Annotated in this window: 13 protein-coding genes; 9 read left to right on the top strand and 4 right to left on the bottom strand. The window is 63.5% G+C overall.

Going from position 1 to position 20237, the window contains the following annotated elements:
* Nucleotides 1-26: 26 nt before the first annotated feature.
* Nucleotides 27-842 carry a uroporphyrinogen-III C-methyltransferase gene (cobA, locus tag BGI01S_RS06850; RefSeq protein WP_042323560.1) on the bottom strand — a complete coding sequence of 272 codons (816 nt, stop codon included), beginning with the start codon at nt 840-842 and terminating at the stop codon, nt 27-29.
* Nucleotides 843-1546: 704 nt separating this feature from the next.
* On the opposite strand from cobA, the gene nirB reads away from it, so the two are divergent.
* The 6 genes from nirB to BGI01S_RS06815 all read left to right on the top strand — a co-directional run bounded on the left by nirB (nt 1547) and on the right by BGI01S_RS06815 (nt 11417).
* The gene (nirB, locus tag BGI01S_RS06845; RefSeq protein ID WP_042323558.1) at nt 1547-4111 is read left to right on the top strand and encodes a nitrite reductase large subunit NirB; all 2565 of its coding nucleotides are present in this window, start codon (nt 1547-1549) and stop codon (nt 4109-4111) included.
* 59 nt (nt 4112-4170) lie between these two features.
* Entirely contained in the window at nt 4171-4521 is a 351-nt protein-coding gene (gene nirD, locus BGI01S_RS06840; protein WP_042323557.1) for a nitrite reductase small subunit NirD, read from the top strand.
* Nucleotides 4522-4563: 42 nt separating this feature from the next.
* The gene (locus BGI01S_RS06835; protein WP_042323555.1) at nt 4564-8730 is read left to right on the top strand and encodes a bifunctional nitrate reductase/sulfite reductase flavoprotein subunit alpha; all 4167 of its coding nucleotides are present in this window, start codon (nt 4564-4566) and stop codon (nt 8728-8730) included.
* 199 nt (nt 8731-8929) lie between these two features.
* Entirely contained in the window at nt 8930-10297 is a 1368-nt protein-coding gene (locus BGI01S_RS06830; RefSeq protein ID WP_042323553.1) for an MFS transporter, read from the top strand.
* A 309-nt stretch (nt 10298-10606) separates the two neighbouring features.
* Complete coding sequence (locus tag BGI01S_RS06820) at nt 10607-11068, top strand: SRPBCC family protein (protein WP_042323549.1); 462 nt, start codon at nt 10607-10609, stop codon at nt 11066-11068.
* Nucleotides 11052-11417: an ArsR/SmtB family transcription factor gene (locus BGI01S_RS06815; RefSeq protein ID WP_042323547.1), complete on the top strand. Its 366-nt coding sequence runs from the start codon at nt 11052-11054 to the stop codon at nt 11415-11417. Before BGI01S_RS06820 ends, BGI01S_RS06815 begins: the two co-directional genes overlap by 17 nt.
* A gap of 39 nt (nt 11418-11456) precedes the next feature.
* On the opposite strand, the gene styD is transcribed toward BGI01S_RS06815, so the two are convergent.
* Genes styD through BGI01S_RS06800 form a run of 3 tightly spaced genes read right to left on the bottom strand, consistent with a single transcriptional unit; the run spans nt 11457 to nt 15996 of the window.
* A complete protein-coding gene (styD, locus tag BGI01S_RS06810) occupies nt 11457-12938 on the bottom strand; it encodes a phenylacetaldehyde dehydrogenase StyD (protein WP_042323544.1) in 1482 nt (493 codons plus the stop codon).
* A gap of 54 nt (nt 12939-12992) precedes the next feature.
* Complete coding sequence (locus BGI01S_RS06805; protein ID WP_157004126.1) at nt 12993-14030, bottom strand: hypothetical protein; 1038 nt, start codon at nt 14028-14030, stop codon at nt 12993-12995.
* Nucleotides 14011-15996, bottom strand: coding sequence for a primary-amine oxidase (locus BGI01S_RS06800; protein WP_042323540.1), 1986 nt, complete (start codon nt 15994-15996; stop codon nt 14011-14013). Before BGI01S_RS06800 ends, BGI01S_RS06805 begins: the two co-directional genes overlap by 20 nt.
* Before the next feature lie 202 nt (nt 15997-16198).
* Here BGI01S_RS06800 and BGI01S_RS06795 point away from each other — a divergent pair, with 202 nt between their 5' ends.
* From BGI01S_RS06795 to BGI01S_RS06785, 3 genes are all read left to right on the top strand, one after another.
* Nucleotides 16199-17194, top strand: a complete 996-nt coding sequence (locus tag BGI01S_RS06795) for an AraC family transcriptional regulator (protein ID WP_042323537.1) — start codon at nt 16199-16201, stop codon at nt 17192-17194.
* A 293-nt stretch (nt 17195-17487) separates the two neighbouring features.
* Complete coding sequence (locus BGI01S_RS06790; protein WP_052400428.1) at nt 17488-18939, top strand: APC family permease; 1452 nt, start codon at nt 17488-17490, stop codon at nt 18937-18939.
* 72 nt (nt 18940-19011) lie between these two features.
* Nucleotides 19012-20226: a porin gene (locus tag BGI01S_RS06785; RefSeq protein ID WP_042323536.1), complete on the top strand. Its 1215-nt coding sequence runs from the start codon at nt 19012-19014 to the stop codon at nt 20224-20226.
* Nucleotides 20227-20237: the final 11 nt, after the last annotated feature.

The raw sequence follows: 20237 nt of genomic DNA, 5'->3' as shown, positions 1-20237 counted from the left end.
GGGTCGCAACCGGTTCGTGAGCCGCTTCAGGCGGCATGGGCGATTGCTTCGTGTGCGAGCGGTTCCTCGGCCCGCATGAAGCCGCCCTCAGCGCGCCGCCCGTCGCCTTCAATCCGCATCCGCTCGATACTCTCGCCGATCGCACTGCCCACCAGAATCACCGCCGGACTGGCGAAGCCCGCGTTCGTCGCGTCGGCGGCGAGCCGGTCGAGGCGCGTCAGCAAACGCCGCTCGTCGGCGCCACCCGCCCGTTGGACGACAGCGGCCGGCGTATCGCCCGGCAGGCTCTTCAGCAACGCGCCGGCAATGCTGCCGATGCGCCGCATTCCCATATAAATCGCCAACGTGGTGCGGGTCGCCGCGAGCGCGGCCCAGTCCGGCTCACCGTGATCCTCGGTGTGCGCGGTGACGAAGCTAACACCGTGGCAATGACGGCGATGCGTGAGCGAAATGCCCAAGCCCGCCGCCGCTGCGAAGCCCGACGAGATGCCATTGACAATCTCCACCGCGATGCCGGCCGCGCGCAACATCGCCAGTTCCTCGCCGGCGCGTCCGAATAGCAGCGCTTCACCGCCCTTGACGCGCACCACGTGCAAGCCCTTGAGCGCATAGCGCCGCATCAGGCGTTCGATGAACGCTTGCGGCGTCGAGCGGCAGCCGCCGCGCTTGCCGACGCGAATCACGCGCGCCTGCGGGGCGAGCGTCACGATGTCGGGATTCGCCAGATCGTCGAGCAGCACGACGTCGGCGGCCGCGAGCGCTTTGGCCGCTTTGAGCGTGAGCAGGTCGAGGTCGCCCGGGCCGGCGCTCAGCAGCGTGACCTTGCCTGTATTCGTATTCATCACGGAATCCTTAGTATCTGTAGACGGTGGGAAGACCTCGATGGACGTAGCGTCGGCGTCAAATAAAAAAAAGCGTCCGCCCGTGATGGTGCTCACGAGGGGACGCCGTTGTCCGTTTGCTGCGATCTGTTTCGGAACCGGTTCAAGCGGAACTCCGCACTGTGTTGTGCTGTGCGAAGTCCTGTCGTTGCGGCCGCGTTGCCGCAACGACTTCGCGCTCACTCATGCAAGTACTGAGCCACACGGTCGCTTGTGCGGCGAGTGCGTTACGTCTCATGTCACCTCCCGCACCACGCCTTGTCGCGCACGCTGAAAACAGCAACGCGCGACGCATTGCGTGCCTGCCCAACGCTCGCACGGGCAAGGTGCTGCGTCGCACCATCCCTGTGCTTCCCCGCATCAAAACGCGACGCGCGCGGCCGTCGCGGGCGAGCCGCCCGATTCATCGCAAAGCACCGTGCGACACCGTTCTGCGGCGCATTTCGCACGATTGGCACGGGCATTGCATTAGGGCTCGCAGCGGATCAACGAAGATTCGTCGCGAGTGCAACACAAAGTACTCGGCGCACTACCCAGGTCAGGACAACGGCGTCCCCCGGATTCAGTCATCGGCTGAGTTCGCGGGACGCCGTTTTTTTTCGCAATCGCTTCGCCAGATGCCAGACGGCGACGCTCGACGCCCAGCACATTGAGGACACCCGCTCATGAAAATCATCGTTATCGGTCACGGGATGGTCGGCCACAAGCTGGTCGAATGCCTGGCGCAGAATGCCGCGCACGGTCTCGACATCACGGTGCTGTGCGAGGAATCCCGGCCGGCCTACGATCGCGTGCATCTGTCCGAATTCTTCGCGGGCAAGACGGCCGACGATCTGTCGCTCGTCGAGCCCGGTTTCTTCGAGCGTCAGAACGTGCGGCTCAAGCTCAATGCGAAGGCCGTGGCGGTCGATCGCGATGAGCGCACCGTGACGGTGTCGACCGGCGAGACGCTGGCGTACGACAGGCTCGTGTTCGCGACCGGATCGTATCCGTTCGTGCCGCCGGTGCCGGGCCGCGAGCGCGCCGATTGCTTCGTGTACCGAACTATCGACGACCTCGAAGCAATGCGCGAATGCGGTGCTCGCGCGACGACCGGCACGGTGGTCGGCGGCGGCCTGCTCGGGCTCGAATGCGCGAAGGCGTTGCGCGACCTGGGCCTGCAAACCCACGTGGTCGAATTCGCGCCACGCCTGATGGCCGTGCAGGTGGACGACGGCGGCGGCCGGGTGTTGCGCACCAAAATCGAAGAACTGGGCGTGACGGTCCACACGCAGAAGAACACCACGGCGATCGTCGACGGCGAAGGGAGCACCCACCGCATGCAGTTCGCGGACGGCAGCCATCTCGACACCGACATGATCGTGTTCTCCGCGGGCATCCGTCCGCGCGACGACCTCGCGCGCGCATGCGGTCTGACGCTGGGCGCGCGCGGCGGCATCGTGATCGACAACGCGTGCCGCACTAGCGATCCGCACATCTATGCGATTGGCGAATGCGCGCTGTGGAACGGTCAATTGTTCGGGCTCGTCGCGCCGGGCTACGACATGGCGCGCACGGTCGCGAAGCAACTGCTCGCGGGCGTAGTCGAAGCCGCAGCCGAGCCGGTCGCGGAATTCGCCGGCGCCGACATGAGCACGAAGCTCAAGCTGATGGGCGTCGACGTCGCGAGCATTGGCGACGCGCACGGCAACACGCCGGGCAGCCGCGCGTATCAGTTCAGCGACGAACGCAAGCAGGTCTACAAGAAGCTGGTGGTGTCCGAGTGCGGCAAGTATCTGCTCGGCGGTGTGGTGGTCGGCGATGCGAGCGAATACGGCACGCTGCTGCAGATGATGCTGAACCGCATCGAGTTGCCGGAAGCGCCCGAGTTCCTGATCCTGCCGCAAGTGGACGGTAGCGCGAAGCCCGCGCTCGGTGTCGAGGCATTGCCTGCCGCCGCGCAAATCTGTTCGTGCAACAACGTGTCGAAGGGCGATCTGTGCGAGGCCGTTTGCGCGGGCGCCACCGACATCGGTGCACTCAAATGCGCGACCGGCGCCGGCACCTCGTGCGGCGGCTGCGTGCCGCTCGTCACGCAGGTGATGAAGGCCGAGATGAAGAAGCAGGGGCTGGCCGTCAATAACCACGTCTGCGAGCACTTCGCCTTTTCGCGCCAGGAGCTGTATCACATCGTGCGTGTCGAGGGCGTGCGCGACTTCGGCGAACTGCTCGCGAAGCATGGTCGCGGGCTCGGCTGCGATATCTGCAAGCCGGCGGTGGCGAGCATCCTCGCGTCGTGCTGGAACGATTTCGTGCTGAAGAAAGAGCACGCGTCGCTGCAGGACACCAACGATTACTACCTCGCGAACATCCAGCGTGACGGCACGTATTCGGTCGTGCCGCGCATGGCGGGCGGCGAAGTGACGCCCGACGGCCTGATCGCGGTCGGCCAGGTCGCGAAGAAATACGGTCTTTACACGGAGATTACCGGCGGTCAGCGGATCGACCTGTTCGGCGCGCGCGTCGAGCAACTGCCGCTCATCTGGGAAGAACTGATCGCGGCCGGCTTCGAATCCGGCCATGCCTATGGCAAGTCGCTGCGCACCGTGAAGTCGTGCGTCGGCTCGACGTGGTGCCGCTATGGCGTCGGCGATTCGGTGGGCCTCGCGGTCGAACTCGAGAATCGCTACAAGGGTCTGCGCACGCCGCACAAGATCAAGTTCGGCGTATCGGGCTGCACGCGCGAATGTGCGGAAGCGCAGGGCAAGGACGTCGGCGTGATCGCGACTGAGAAGGGCTGGAATCTCTACGTGTGCGGCAACGGCGGCATGAAACCGCGCCATGCCGAACTGCTCGCGTCGGACCTCGACAAGGACACGCTGATCCGCTACATCGACCGCTTCCTGATGTTCTATGTGCGTACCGCCGACCGTCTGCAACGCACCAGCGTGTGGCGCGACAACCTCGAAGGCGGGCTCGCGTACCTGATCGACGTGGTGGTCAACGATCGCCTCGACGTGGCTGCCGAACTCGAAGCGGAGATGCGCCACGTGATCGACACCTACGAGTGCGAGTGGAAGAAGGCCGTCACCGATCCGGATACGCGCAAGCGCTTCCGTCATTTCGTCAACAGCGGCGAGCCGGATAGCAACGTTCGCTTCGTCGAAGAGCGCGGGCAGATCCGGCCCGCGACGCCCGTCGAGCGGCAGGCGCGGCTCGCGGCGATTCCGGTGGTGGTCGAAACCGTCTGACCGATTGTCGTCGCCTGTCGCTGCACTCATTCATTGCTCACCTAGCGAGAACCAACGCCATGAACAACGATCGCGTACCACGGCCCTGGACGGCCATCTGCCCGCTCGACGACATCGTACCCAACACCGGTGTCTGCGCGCTGGTCAACGGCGAACAGGTGGCGGTTTTCCACGTAAAAAACGGCGACGCCAACACCGTCTACGCGATCGAGAACTTCGATCCGGGCTCGCAGGCGGCGGTGCTGTCGCGTGGACTGATCGGCAGCCTCGGCGAACGTGTCGTGGTCGCCTCGCCGATCTACAAGCATCACTTCGATCTGCGCACTGGCGAATGTCTCGAGACGCCGTCGTATTCGGTCGGAGCGTTCGAGACGCGCGTCGAAGACGGCCACGTGTGGGTCGCGGTCTGAGTCGCCGAATTCCTGAACCTCTTGCCAATCACGCCTCCGCTTATGTCCTCCACTAACGTAAAGACTGTTTGTCCCTACTGCGGCGTCGGCTGCGGAATGGTGCTGCACGTCGAGGACGGCCAGGTCGTGAAAATCTCCGGCGACAAGGAGCATCCGTCCAACTTCGGACGACTGTGTACGAAGGGGCAATCGGCGCATGTCGCGTTGCGCAAGTCCGGTCGTCTCGAAAGCGCATTCGTGCGTCACGCGCGTGATGAAGACCCGGTGCCGTTGCCGATGGCGCAGGCGATCAGCACGACGGCCGCGCGTCTGCGTAGCCTGCTCGACGAGCACGGACCCGACGCGTTGTCGTTCTACGTGTCAGGTCAGATGTCGATCGAGGCGCAGTACCTCGTCAACAAGCTCGCGAAGGGTTTCGTCGGCACCAATAACATCGAATCGAATTCGCGCCTGTGCATGGCGAGCGCGGGCAGCGGCTACAAGCTCTCGCTCGGCGCGGACGGCCCGCCTGGATCATACGAGGACATCGACCACGCGGACCTGTTCTTCGTGATCGGCGCGAACATGGCCGACTGCCATCCGATTCTGTTTCTGCGGTTGATGGACCGTGTGAAGGCCGGCGCGAAGCTGATCGTCGTCGACCCGCGCCGCAACGCGACGGCGGAGAAGGCCGATCTGTACATGCAGATCAAGCCGGGCACCGATCTCGCACTGCTCAACGGCCTGTTGCATCTGCTGCACGAAAACGGCCAGACGGATGCCGCTTTCATTGCGGAGGCCACCGAAGGCTGGGACGCGATGCCCGCGTTTCTCGCGGACTATACGCCGGAATACGTCGCGCAAATCACCGGTCTCGCCGTTGACGATATTCGCCGCGCCGCGCAGATGATTGGCACGGCGAACGAGTGGATCAGCTGCTGGACCATGGGTCTGAACCAGAGCACGCATGGCACGTGGCACACCAACGCAATCTGCAATCTGCATCTGGCGACCGGCAGGATCTGCCGGCGCGGCAGCGGGCCGTTTTCGCTGACGGGTCAGCCGAACGCGATGGGCGGCCGCGAAATGGGCTACATGGGGCCCGGTTTGCCGGGCCAGCGTTCGGTGCTGGTCGACGCGGACCGCGCGTTTGTCGAAGACCTGTGGGGCATTGCGCCGGGCACGCTCGGAACCGAAGTCGGCAACGGCACGATCGACATGTTCGCGCGCATGGCCGCGGGCGATATCAAGGCGTGCTGGATCATCTGCACGAACCCGGTGGCGAGCGTCGCGAACCGGCAGAACGCGATCGCCGGATTGCGCGCGGCCGAACTCGCGATCGCGCAGGACGCATTCCTCGACACGGAGACCAACCGTTACGCCGACGTGTTGTTGCCCGGCGCGCTGTGGGCCGAAGCCGAGGGCGTGATGATCAACTCCGAGCGTAATCTCACGCTGATGCAGAAGGGCATCGAGCCGCCGGGCGCCGCGTTGCCGGACTGGCAGATCATTGCGCGCGTCGCGTGTGAAATGGGCTTCGCCGATGCGTTCAGCTATGTCAGCGCCGAAGAAGTCTTCGCTGAGATCACGCGCGCGTCGAATCCGAACACGGGCTACGACCTGCGTGGCGCGAGTCATCGCAGGTTGAAGGACACGCCGCTGCAATGGCCGTTGTCGTCCGGCGCTTCAGCGGAGCGCAACCCGATCCGCTATCTCAACGACGGCGTGAGCCAGACGTTGAAGCAACTGCCGGACGGCAGCCGTCCGCGCCTCGTGTTTCCGACCACGAGCGGCAAGGCGATGTTCTTTGCGCGCGCTTACGCGGCGCCGGCCGAATTGCCGGACCGCGAATTTCCGATCGTGCTCAATACGGGTCGCCTGCAGCATCAATGGCACACGATGACCAAGACCGGCAAGGTCGCGATGCTCAACAAGCTGAACCCCGGTCCGTTCGTCGAGATTCATCCAGAAGACGCGGCGACGCTCGGCATCAAGGCGAAAGACCCGGTCGAGATCCGTTCGCGCCGTGGCCGCGCGGTGCTGCCCGCGGTCGTCACCGAACGCGTGAGCGCGGGCAACTGCTTCGCGCCGATGCACTGGAACGACGTATTCGGCGACGACCTGTGCATCAACACGGTGACGAGCGACGCGATCGATCCGGTTTCCCAGCAGCCCGAACTGAAGTTCTGCGCGGTCGCGCTGAGTCCGGTCACGCTAGATGCCGTCGAGCCGGTTCTGCAAGGACACGACCATGTACCCGGCGACGAGGTTGCAGTCGCCGCAAGCAGCAAGGATCAGCACATGCCCCGTATCGACGCACTCACCAGCCTGTTGCAATTGCCGCCGATGCCCGCGCCGTCGCTCAGCGACGCCGAACGCATTTATCTGGCGGGCTTCGTTAGCGGTTTGCGTTCGGCCGAAGTGCAAGGGATCGACAGCGTGCCGGTTTTGCCACGCAGTGCGCCGTTCGATCCGGCGAATCGCCTTCACGTGGATGGTCTGCTGGCCGGTTTGTATAGCCGCAGCGCGACGCTTGCATCGACCACGCTTGCGACCACGTCTTCAACCGGTACGCCTGAAGCATCTGGCGTGCGCATCGTTCGCGTACGCCCCAAAGTGACCTTGCTGTGGGCCTCGCAAACCGGCAACACCGAATCGCTCACCGAGCGCTATGCCACGCGTCTGATGGAGTCGCGCTTCGAGATTCGCACTTCGTGCATGGCGGACTACGAGGTGTCGTCGCTCGCGAAAGCGCAATACGTGTTGCTGATGACGAGCACGTTCGGTGACGGCGATCCGCCCGATAATGCGCGAACCTTCTGGACGCAATTGAGCGCTGACGATGCGCCGCGTCTGGACGGCGTACGTTTCGCGGTGCTGGCGCTCGGCGACCGCAACTACGATCAGTTCTGCGGCCACGGCCGCCGTCTCGACGAACGTCTCGCCGCGCAAGGCGCGCAGCGTCTGATGGAGCGCGTCGATTGCGACGGCGAGTATCAGCAGTACGCCGACGCGTGGCTCGAACGCATCATCGTGCGTATCAGCGAGGAAGACGAGGCGCTGCACGCGGTGCCCCCGGGCGGCATGATCAACGCGGTGGTGCCCGGCGCGGTGCCGACCAAAGGGCGGCCGGCCGCATCGCGTCTCGTCAGCAATCTGCGCCTGAACCGTCAGGGCGCCGCGAAGGACACGCGTTATTTCTCGCTGAATACAGCCGACTCCGGCCTTGAATACGAAGCAGGGGACGCGCTCGGCGTCTGGCCGAGCAACTGCCCCGAACTCGTCGACGAATTGATCACGCTGAGCGGTGTGAGCGCGGATGCGCCGGTGCACGTGACAGGCGCGGGCGACATGCGTCTTGCCGATGCACTCGGCAAGCACTACGAGATCGCGCGACCGGGTGCGGACGCGCTCGCGTTCATCGCCGCGCGCAGCAGCAACGGCGCGTTGCGCGATCTGCTCAGGCCTGAACGCAAGGCCGATCTCAAGCAATGGCTGTGGGGCCAGCAACTCGCCGACGTGCTGCACGAATTTCCAGTAAGCCTTTCCGCAGCCGAATTGACCGGCATGCTCAAGCGTTTGCAGCCGCGTTTGTACTCGATCGCATCGAGCCCGAACGCGCATCCAGGCGAAGTGCATCTGACCGTGTCGGCGGTGCGTTACAGCAATGGGCGGCGTCATCGCAAAGGCGTGTCGTCCACGTTTCTCGCCGACCGCGCAGGTGATATCGACGTGCCCGTGTTCGTGCAGAAGTCCGCGCATTTCCGTCCGCCGCACAGCGCCGACACGCCGATGATCATGGTGGGCCCCGGCACCGGCATCGCTCCGTTTCGCGGCTTTTTGCACGAGCGTCGCGCGCGCGGCGACCGCGGACGCAACTGGCTGTTCTTCGGCGAACAGCACGCGGCCACCGATTTCTACTATCGCGACGAACTCGAAGCGATGCGCGACAGCGGTGTGCTGACCCGGCTCGACCTCGCGTTCTCGCGTGACCAGGCCGACAAGATCTACGTGCAGGACCGCATGCGCGAGCAAGGTGCGCAGTTGTGGGCATGGCTCGAAGACGGTGCGCATTTCTACGTGTGCGGTGACGCAAATCGGATGGCGCGCGACGTCGACGCGGCACTCAAGGATGTGATCGCCACGCACGGCGGCATGAGCGATGACAAGGCGGCCGAATACGTGAGCCGTCTCGCACGCGACAAACGTTATGCACGCGACGTGTACTGATTGGCTTCGCGCTTCGGCGCTGCTCGATACAGCCACACTCGACAGTTTTCAAAAGTACGCAGGTCAGTTTCAAAAGACGGACCCGGATCGGCATGGCAGTTGCATGGGCAGACCGGATTTTCAATCTCGTGACAGGCCGGTGCATGGCGTTCGATGCCATGGATGGGCAGTCGAAAAATCAGTTTTGTGAGGATGTCTGATGAAAAACGTGATGAGCTCCCTTAAGAGCGGAGACTGGCGCGCGCTGGTGGCGTGCTTCCTCTATTTTGACACCGGCTTTACCGTGTGGGTGCTATATGGACCGCTCGCGCCGTTCATCAGCAAGAGTATTGCGATGACACCCGCGCAGCAGGGTTTGCTGGTTGCGGTACCGGTGCTGTCGGCGGCGATTCTACGCGTGACGCTCGGCAATCTGTATCAATCGGCACACGGCAAGCGCATCGCGTTGATGGGCGTGCTGCTGTCGGCGGTGCCGACCATCGTGCTGCCGCTGTTGCAGTCGGTGCCGTCGTATGACTTGCTGCTGGTGCTCGGCGTGTTCCTTGGCGTGGGTGGGGCGAGCTTCGCGGTCGCGCTGCCGATGGCGGGCAGCAACTATCCGCCGAAAGTGCAGGGCCTGGTGTTGGGTCTCGCGGCAGCCGGCAATATCGGCGCGGTGCTCGACGGCTTCCTGTTCCCGCAGCTCGCGACGCGTTACGGCTGGCAGATGGCCGCGGGCGGCGCACTGCCGCTGCTCGCGATCGCCGCGATCACACTGTATTTCTGGGCCAACGACGCGGGTGTGAAATCCGGCAGCGTGCTGCGTGCATTCGGCAGCTTCGCGTTGACGCTCGGCGGTTTGATCGTGCTGGTGCTGCTGGTCGAGGCCGGGCTGTTCGGTGCGGGCAAAACGGGCGTGCTGCTGTTGCCGGTGATCGGCGCGCTGCTCGCGATCGCGGTGTTGCCGAAGCGCTATCGCTCGGTACTCGGCGAACGCGATACGTGGGTCATCATGCTGGTGTATAGCATTACGTTCGGCGGCTTTGTCGGCATGTCCTCGTATGTGTCGTTGCTGCTGACCAACCTATACCAGTTGTCGAAGATCGACGCGGGCCTTTTCATGGCGCTGCTTGCTGCCACCGGCGCAATGGTGCGCCCGCTCGGCGGTCTGATCGCCGACAAGGTGTCCGGCGTGCGCGCACTGACCATCCTGCTCGCGGTGATTTCGTTGTGCGACCTGGTGTTCGCCGCGGCAATGCCGTCGTTGACCGGTGGCATTGCGCTGCTGTTGTGCCTCTACGTGGCCTTCGGTCTCGGCAACGGCGCGACCTTCCAGCTGGTGCCGCATCGCTGGGCGGGCCGCACGGGTCTGATGTCGGGCATCGTCGGCGCGGCGGGCGGCATCGGCGGCTTCTATCTGCCGGTCGTGATGGGCATCGCGAAGGAAAGCACCGGCAGCTATCAGATGGGCTTCGCAACCTTCGGTGCGCTGGCTGCGTGTGCATTCGTCGCGATCGTCGCGCTGCGCCGTCCGTGGATGGCGTGGTCGATGCAAGGCGGCGTGATGCGCGCTCACGCCACCGAGTGATGTCGCGCGAACGGCGTGATACCGCCGTATATGAGTGTGCGCGGCCGGTTGATGGCACCACGCCTGCTGCCGAGTGGCATGGACGTGCGCGTGGGCGTCATGGCGGTAGCTGGGCGCGAACGCGCGACACGTCCGGTCGCGGCGTTCGCGCTCATGAATTTCCCGGCTGCGCGCTTGCTCAGCCGCACGAGGATCGCAACGAGCACGACGAATCGTGAGCGATCCTACGAAAATCCGCTAGAAAAAATATGCAGTCAAGTCCTTGCATGTTGGAACTGGAGTTTCTAATATGCAGTCAGGAGGCTGCATATGAACACATCGACCGATCGCATCGAGAAGCAGATTCTGCTGAAGGCGCCGCGCTCGCGAGTCTGGCGCGCGTTGTCCAATGCCGAGGAACTCGGCAGCTGGTTCGGCATGAATCTGACCGGCAAACAGCTCGCGGCCGGCCAGTCCGTGCAAGGCAATCTGACCTTTGCGGGCTATGAGCACGTAGTCGTGGAGCTGCTGATCGAACGCGTGGAGCCGGAGCATCACCTGTCGTGGCGCTGGCATCCGGGCGCGATCGACGCAGCGGTCGACTACTCGGCGGAGCCGACCACGCTGGTCGTGTTCGAACTGAGCGACGTCGATGGGGGCACGATGCTGCGCGTCGTCGAAACGGGTTTCGACCGGCTTCCCGTTGGGCGCCGCGCCGACGCGTTCCGGATGAACAACGGCGGCTGGGATCATCAGCTGGTCAATATCGAACAGTATGTCGCGAAAGGTTAAGGCGGCGTCGGCGAACGCCGGTCTGAAGGTATCCGCGTTGAAAAACTCCGCGCCGATTTTCGCGGCGCTCGGCGACGAGACGCGCTTGCGTCTCGTCGCTGTGTTGTGCGCGGGCAGTGCGATGTCGATCGCGCAGTTGACCTCGGGCACGGAGATCACGCGGCAATCGGTGACGCAGCATCTGCAGGTGCTCGCCAACGCGGGCCTCGTGCACGACGTGAAGGTCGGGCGTGAACGCTTGTGGGCGTTCACGCCCGCTCATCTCGACGAAGCACGCCGCGCGCTGGACGCGATTTCGCAGCAGTGGGATCAGGCGCTGTCGAGGTTGAAGGCGATGGTGGAGCAGTGAGGGAAAGCGCACGCGGTCTGCGTCGCAAGCCGCGCGCGCTCAATACGCGATACAGACCGACTTGCTTTCGGTATAGGCGTCGATGATCGCCTTACCGTGTTCGCGGCCGATCCCCGACGCCTTGAAACCGCCGAACGGCATCGCCGGGTCGACCATGTTGTGCGTGTTGACCCACACGGTGCCCGCTTCGATTCCATCGACGAGCCGCAGCGCCTTGTCGAGCTGATTCGTCCAGACGCTCGCGCCGAGCCCGTATTCGGACGCGTTCGCCTCGGCCAGCACTTCATCGAGGTCGTCGTAAGGCATCGCGACGAGCACCGGTCCGAACACCTCTTCCTTGACGACCGACAGCGGCCTGCATGCGCGGTTCGCGATTACGGTCGGGCGCACGAAGTAGCCGTCGCTGTCCACGCGTGCGTCGCGCGACACGATCTCGCCGCCTTCCTGCCGCCCTTGCGCGATCATGCCGACCACCTTGTCGCGATGCCGCGCGGAAACCATCGGCCCCATCTGCGTCGCGGCATCGAAGCCGGAGCCGAGCGCGATACTGTCGGCCACGGCGGCGACGCCTTGCACGACTTCATCGTAGATCGAGCGCGCCACGTACAGACGCGAACCCGCCGTGCACACCTGGCCGTGATTGAAGAAGATCGCGCCGGCCGCGCCTTCGATCGCCTTGCGCGGATCGCAATCGTCGAGCACGATCACCGGGCTCTTACCGCCGAGTTCCAGCGAAGCCCGCTTCAGATCGCCCGCGCATTGCCGGCCGATGATGCGGCCGACCTCGGTCGATCCGGTGAACGTGACCTTGTTGACGAGCGGATGCCGGACCAGCGCAGCACCGGCCGTTTCACCGCGACCGGTCACCACGTTGAACACGCCGGGCGGAAAACCCGCTTCGTGCGCGAGCTCGGCAAGGCGGATCGCGGTGAGCGGCGTTTCTTCGGCGGGCTTGAGCACGACGGTGCAGCCGCACGCGAGCGCCGGCGCGATTTTCCACACCGCCATCAGCAGCGGGAAATTCCACGGCACGATCGCGGCGACGACACCGGCCGGCACGCGCCGGGCCGACGCGTTGTAGCGCGTGCCCGGCGGAAACGGAATCGACAGATCGAACGTGGTGCCTTCGATTTTGGTGGCCCAGCCGGCCATATAGCGCAGCCATTGCACGCTGCCTGCCACTTCGAGCATCTTCGAGAAGCCGAGCAGCTTGCCCTGGTTGAGCGTCTCCAACGCTGCGAGTTCGTCGGTGTGCTGTTCGACGAGATCCGCGAGTTTGAGCAGCAGGCGTTCACGAGCGGCTGGCGGCATTCTGCGCCATGCGTCGGATTCGAATGCGGCTTTCGAGGTTTTCACCGCGTGGTCGATATCCGACTCCGACGCGTCGGGAATCTGCGCGAGTTCTTCGGCGGTGGCGGGATTGAAGACTGCAAAAGTTTTGCCCGCTGCGCTGCGAGTCTTTTCGCCGTTGATGAACATGGTCTGCGGCAATGCCGCTGCTGCGAGGTGGTGTTCGCTCATGATGCTTCGTCTCCGTTGGGTCGGTCTTGAGTTCGTTGGTGATGTGGCGCGGTGCTAGCCGGAAAAATGAGCCTCGCGGCGATAGCGGTGCGCGTGTGGGTCGAGCGTTTTAGCGTCGCGCCAATGAGTGACCAGCGACGCGGCGCATAGCAGGTTCGCCGCCGCGCTCAGGGCCAACAGCACGACGAAGCCGTCGCCGAAAAAGTACGGGGTCGTCGACAACGCTGCGCCAGCCAGCATACCGATGTGGTGCGCGAGGCCGGGGCAACTCGCGCTCAACATGCGCTTCGCGTTGGGGCCGTTGGTCCGCAAGCTCGCGAGTGCCGGGATCGTCACGCAATCGAGCAGTAAAAAGATTTTTACCGCGAGTGGAGCGAGCGCGGGACGGTCCGCACTTGCGAGTGCGCCGAGCAACGCCGCGCGTGCGAGGTACGACAGCGTCAGCACGCGCTTGTGTTGCGACCGGTCGGCGAGGCAGGCGAGCGCGCAGACGATCGTCAACATCAGCGCTAGCTGCCAGAAAGGTGACGCGCCGTTGGCCGTAACGCCGCCACCACATAACGCAAACAACTGGAAGCGCGCGAGAGAGCCGCTCGACATTCCCGCGAACAGTGCAAGCAGCGCCGTTGCACCTGCGGAGCGGCTCGTTCGGATCGACTCGATCGCGTGATGCGACGCGCGGGCGACCGCGCTGTTCAGGTGCCGCCAGCCAGACAGCAATGTCCCGCCGAGCGCGATCATCAACGCAGCCACCACGTTGCCGTGCTGCAAGCCGTTCAGATACGCGGGCAGCGAATTCATCGCGCTCAGCGTGACGACCAGCGTCGCGGCACTGGCCAACGTCGTATGGCGGCGTGTCGAGCGCGCCATCAACAGCGGCGCCGCCATCATCGACGCCAGCGCCAGCGCGCTCATCCACAGCGCGCTGGCGTGTGGACCGAAGCCGGCCCACATCGACCACGCGGCGGCGCCGCTGGCGATTAGCACGCACGCCGAACCGGCCGCGCACGCGGCGAGCACGCCACGCCAGCTCGCAGGCGCGCCGCAGGGCTGCGCGTCGCGCATCGTCGGATCAGTGCTTGCAGCAGCCATGATCCGGGGACTTGCCGTCTTCGACGCTATTCAGATCCCGCTCGGCCGGCAAGTCCATCGTCGGATTGGCGCAGAAGAAGTTGTTCGGCTTGAGCATGAAACCGGCGTACTCGACCGGCATCACCGGAAAGTCCTCGGGCTTGCACACGTGCGTGTGGCCGAAGCTGTGCCACAACACGAGGTCTTCATTCTCGATGTTGCGGTTCGCCTCGATATATCGCGGCAAGCCGTCGCCGCCCGAATGCTGGTTCGGATAGTCGCCGCTCGCATAGCGCTCGGCTGGGTCGAACGGCGTGACCCACACGTGACGAGTCGCGAAGCCGCCACGTTGACGGACCTTCGAACGTTCGTCGGCGAGCATCAACGGCGAATCGTTGACGATCAGCTTGTAACCTGGATTCGCGCCGACCGCGTTTTTCACGTTCGGGTTGACGACCTTCCAGTAGCGGCCCGTTCGCCCATTCGCGAGACACGCGGCTTCGCTCTCCGTTTTGAGTACGCGCTTCGTCGTATCGAACACGTTGCCGTACGGATTCGTCTCGCCCATCGGGCGCGGTGCGAATTCGTGCTCGGTGACGCTGTTGCGTTCGCCGTCCACCATCATGTGCATCCGTGCGTTGAAGAAGTGCTGGTGTGTCGGGCCGCCAAGGTTCTCCGTGATCATGCCGCCCCACGGATAGGTGTCGCCGTCGGCCACCGCCGACGTTTGCACGATGCCGGTCAGCTTGCATTCGAGCTGGATGGTGCCGTCCTGGTACAGATACCAGTAGAAGCCGTAGTCGTAATTGCCGACCGTCGCGAAGAACGAGATCACCAGCCGGCGCGAGCGGCGCATTTCGAACACGCCGGTGCGGAATTCATAGTGCTTCCACAGCGTGCCGTAGTCTTCCTCGTGCATGCACACAGCGTTCTTCATCACGAACGCATTGCCGAAATCGTCGGCGGACGGAATGTCGAAATAGCGGATCGTGCCGAGGCAATCGCAACCGAGCTCGAGCTGATTCGCGAGTTTGCCGAGCCCGTATTCGCCCGCGTCGAACGCGCTTTTCCAGTAGTGGTTGGTGCTCGGATCGGAGTAGGGCACGCACATTTCCGTGACGCTCGCGCGGTAGATGATCGGCCGCGTGCTCTTGCCGTCGTCCCACGACAGTTGGTGCAGCACGAGTCCCTCGCGCGGCGTGAAGCCGACGCGGAAGGTCCAGTTCTGCCAGCTCACGTGCCAGCCGTCGATTGTGAAGCTCGGGCCTTCGGGCTGATTGATCGACAGCGGTCTTAGCGTGTCGCGCGGCTTGCCGAGACTCGGCGTGTCGTAATTGTGTTTGGCGCGCGGAATCGGAATGATGCGGCCGTCGTCGATCAGTTCGATCACTTTCTTTTCGAGCAGATCGACCACCGCGAGCACGCCTTCGATCGGATGCGCGTAGCCGTTGTCGGTCAACGTCTCGCGGTAATAGCTCACGCAACGCACGAGACGCCGGCCGTTTTCGTTTTCGCGGTCGAAGCAGCCGGCCGAGAACGGATCGACCTGCACGCGCTCCAGATCTTTTTCGCTGAGGCCGCGCTTCATGATCGCGACGCGCCACGCTTCGTCGTTCTTGACGATCTGTTCGGCGTTCATGAAGTCGTCGATCATGATCGGCGGCTGGCCATACGGCGCCTGATCGAACGGCAACACGCGGCGCGACGCGATGCGCTTTTCTCTCAGGTCCACGTCGAATTCGATTGTCGTGCCGTTCGAACGGTCGATCGCCAGCACGAAGGCCGTGCGCGAAAAGTACTCGCCCGTCTTGAACGCGACGACTTCGGCTTTCGGCGGCTCGCGCAATTCGACCATCGGAAAACGCGCGTGCGAATCGAGGTTTTCGGCAGCCTTCACGAGATCGCAGGCAAGCTGCATTTCTTCGCCGCTCAGCGGATCGAGCGGATGAACAGGGGAGCGGGCAGCTTTCGTGGCATTCGTGTTCATAAGATTCCCGTAAGGAAGTTTGCTGGACCGGACGGCGTGCCGATGAGCGTCGGTGACACGCGGCGCACGCTGAGTCGATGGCAAATCGTAGGAACCCAATAATATTTTCGCGCTTGCTTATCGCGCCAATTGGGCGATAAAGTGCGCCAGAAGAAATGACTCGGGCAACACGACAGCGCAGACTGGAGAGGAGACGCTCACGATGAAAAAAGTCACGCTCAATGGCAGTTTCCCGATGATTCGTGCGGCAGTGATGGGACCGGTCGTGCGTGCACTCGATCAGTCGGGCGCCGATTGCGACTCGCTGCTGGAAGCGTTCGGCATGAGCCGGCGGCTGCTGTCCAATCCGTATGAAATTCTGCCGCTCACGCGTTACGTGGCGGCCTTCGAGCGTGCCGCCGAAGTGCTTGGCGAAGCGTCGCTCGGCTTGCGACTCGGCAGCGAATTGCAATTGACGGAACTCGGGCCGGCGGGCCTGGTGTTTCTTTCCTCGCCGACGCTGAACGCGGCGATGCGCAAGTTCACGCTCGCGCTCGCGTCATGGCAGAACACCACGAGTTGCGAAGTGCTGCGCGATGACGAATGGCCGATCTGGACCTACCAGATCGCGAGTCCGCAAATCTGGCCGCGTCGCCAGGACGCGGAGTACAGCTTGTCGACCATGTGCAACATGATCCGGCTCGTGCGCGGCGCGGCGTGGAATCCGGTCGAGGTGCATTTCGAGCACGCGGCGCCCGCGGATCTCAAACCGTATGCACGGATATTTCGCGTGCCGGTGCGCTTTCAGCAGCCTTTCAACGGCGTGATTCTGCGTCCGCGGGATCTCGACGCATCGCTGAAAAGCGCGGACTCGCAAATGGCGCGGATGATGGAGCGCCACGCGACCGATCTGATTGCGAGCGATGCGATGCCGCACAGCATCGTCGAACAGGTCCGCGATCTGATTACGCGCCGCCTCGCGCATGAAAAGCTGATCGTCGCCGACATCGCGAAAGATCTCGGGCTTTCGCATCGCTCGCTGCAACGGCACCTCGCGCAGGAAGGCACATCCGTGCGGCAGATTCTGCGTGAGGAGCGGCAGCGCAGCGTTGAAGGATTGCTTGAGCGCGACGGGCTCACCAATGCGGCGATCGCACGAGCAGTCGGTTATGCCGACGCGACCGTGTTGTGGCGCGCTACGCGCAACTGGAAAAAATAGGCGCGCTGCGCAAGGGGCCCCGGCTTTCATTCTGAAAGCCCCGCACGGCAACGCTATCGCTGAAAAAATAAACTTCCGGGTTCCTAAGTATTTGATGCAAACGATCGACTTCAGGGTTCGCCCGCATTGGCGCGCTTTATCGAAAATTTGGCGCGGTTCGCGAAGTCGCTTTATTTTTTAGCTACCTAACATGCGCTCACCCCGAAGCAATTGACGTCGGTCATACGAGCGCCTTAACCAGTAGTGCAAGGGTTCTGGCGAGTTGCAGACTAGCCAATAACATAGAGGCAACGATGAACGAACCCTATTCGCCGACCAGTCTGGCCGACGCGGAGACCCCCGTGGAGTTGAAGGGCAATACGCTGGGCTTGTGGCAGATCGTGTTTCTCGTGATTTCCGCGGCGGCGCCGCTAACCGGCATGCTCGGCGCGGTGCCACCCGCCATCAGTCTCGGCAATGGCGCGGGTATTCCCGGGGCGTTCGTCATCGCCGGCCTCGTGCTGCTGATTTTCAGCGTCGGCTTTGCGTCGATGAGCCGGCACGTGGTGCGCGCCGGTGCTTTCTACGCGTACATCACGGCGGGCCTCGGACGGCCAATGGGCATGGCCGGCGCGCTCGTCGCGCTGATGTCGTACACGTTCATCCAGATCGCGCTGTACGGCCTGTTTGGATTCTTCTGCACCGTGATCCTCGCGCCGCTGCTGCATACCGCGCTGCCCTGGTACGGGTATTCGCTGATCTGCGTGGCAGTCGTGCAATTCACCGGCATTCGCGGCATCGATCTGAATAGCCGCCTGCTCGGCGTGCTGATGTGTCTCGAACTCGGCATCCTGTTGCTGCTCGCGCTGGCGATCGTCATCCACGGCGGCGGACCCAACGGTCTCACGCTTGCGCCGTTCACGCCGCAACACGTGTTCAGCGGGCACCTCGGCATTGCGGTGATGTTCGCGTTCGCGTCGTTCATCGGTTTCGAAGCGACCGCGATCTACGGCAAGGAATGCCGCGATCCGAAAGTAACCGTGCCGCGCGCGACATATGTGTCGGTGCTGCTGATTCTCGGCTTCTTCGCTTTCGTCACGTGGACGATCGTCTGCGCATACGGCCTCGCCGACGTCGTCACCGTCGCGACCAAACAGCCCGGCGATTTCTGGTTCATCCAGTCCGGCAAGTATCTGGGTGGCGCGGTCACCACTGTGATGAGCTTCCTGCTGCTCAGCAGTATCTTCGCGAGTCTGCTGTCGTTTCATAACACGCTGGTGCGCTACATCCATGCGTTGAGCCTCGAAGGCATCCTGCCGCAAGCACTCAATCGCGTGCATGAGAAATACCGTTCGCCGTATGTCGCGAGCTATCTGCAAACGCTGTCGGTATGCGTGCTGCTGGGGCTTTTCATCGCGTCGGGCAGTGACGTGTTCAACGTCGTGTTCAGCTGGAGTTCCGCGCTCGGCACGATCGGCATCGTGATGCTGCAGGCGGTGACGAGTTTTTCGGTGATCGCGTTCTTCCGCAAGACGCGCAAGGATACGCGTGTGTGGCACTCGTTCGTCGCGCCTCTGCTGGGCGGACTCGGCCTGTTGTATATCGGTGTGATCCTCGTGCGCAATCTCGACGCGTTGAGCGGCTCCGATAGTCCGATCGTCAAGTCGTTCCCGTGGATCGTGTTCGCCGTCGCGCTCATCGGCGTGCTGATCGGTCTCGTGCTGCGCAAGAAGCGGCCGGACATCTACGCAGGCTTCGGCCAGTAAGCGACGCAAATAAGCGACGCAAATAGGCGCGCCGCGCTCAACTTAGCCTACCTCACTCTCCGGCAGAAAAACATGGCAGACAATTTCGTCAAGCGCTCGGCGCTTGCGCTGGCCGCGCTCGGCCTTTCGATGGGCGCACACGCGCAATCTTCGGTGACGCTGTACGGCACGGTCGACGCCGGCCTCGTCTACACCAACAACCAGCAGACCACGCTCGCCGACGGCAGCACCAACGGACACGCGAACTATCAGCTGGCGGGCGGCAATCTGGTGCCGTCGCGCTGGGGCTTGATGGGCACGGAGGACATCGGCGGCGGAACGACGGTCAACTTCGCGTTGGAAAACAGCTTCCTGATCGGCAGCGGCACGATGCTGCAATCGAACACGCTGTTCAACCGCAACGCGTGGGTCGGTTTGAGCAATGCCACGTACGGCACGCTGAGCGTCGGCCGCCAGTACGATCCGTTCTCCGACAACCTGGGCGCGTACGTGTCGAGCAACAACTGGGCGACGCTGTACGGCTCGCATTTCGGCGACGTCGACAATCTGAACGAAGCGTTCAACTTCAACAACTCGATCAAGTACATCAGCCCGAGTTTCGGCGGCTTCACAATGGGCGGCCTGTTCAGTCTCGGCGGCGTCGCCGGTGATTTTTCACGCAACAAGGGATGGGCGCTCGCTGCGAATTACGTGCACGGACCGTTGTCGCTGAGTGCCGGGTATCTCGAGTTGAACCAGCCGTTGGAGGCTGCGTTGGGCGGCGCCGACGGTTATATCGGCGACTTCAGTTGCGCGAACCCGGGCGCGGCGTACTGCCAGTTGCAGGACGCGAGCAAGGTGCGGATTTTCGGGGCAGGGGGATCGTACGCGTTCGGCAAGGCGAGCGTGGCGCTGACCTACACGCATACGCGTCTGTCGCAAAGCCAGTACTTCGCGAGTGCCGCGCGGCCAGACGGCGCGGATATGTCGTTCGACATCGCCGAACTGAACACCACGTATGCGCTTGCGCCGGATCTGCAGCTAGGCTTCGCGTATATCTTCAACGATGCCAAACCGTCGGGCAGCGCGTCGACGCGGGTGCATCAGGTGAATCTGGGCGCGGTGTACAGCTTGTCGAAGCGCACCGCGCTGTACGCGGTGGCGATCGGGCAGAAGTCTTCCGGGGCGGGGTTGGCGATCAGTCCGTCGACGGGCGCGACGGAGAATCTTGCGCAGATTCCGAATATCGTCAATTCGGATTCGGACAAGCAGCTCTCGGTGATCGTCGGGTTGCGGCACAACTTCTGAGCGCGCCGCAA

This window comes from Paraburkholderia ginsengisoli NBRC 100965, from assembly GCF_000739735.1.
GTDB classification, from domain to species: Bacteria; Pseudomonadota; Gammaproteobacteria; order Burkholderiales; family Burkholderiaceae; genus Paraburkholderia; species Paraburkholderia ginsengisoli.
This window is presented reverse-complemented; position numbering and strand designations above follow the sequence as displayed.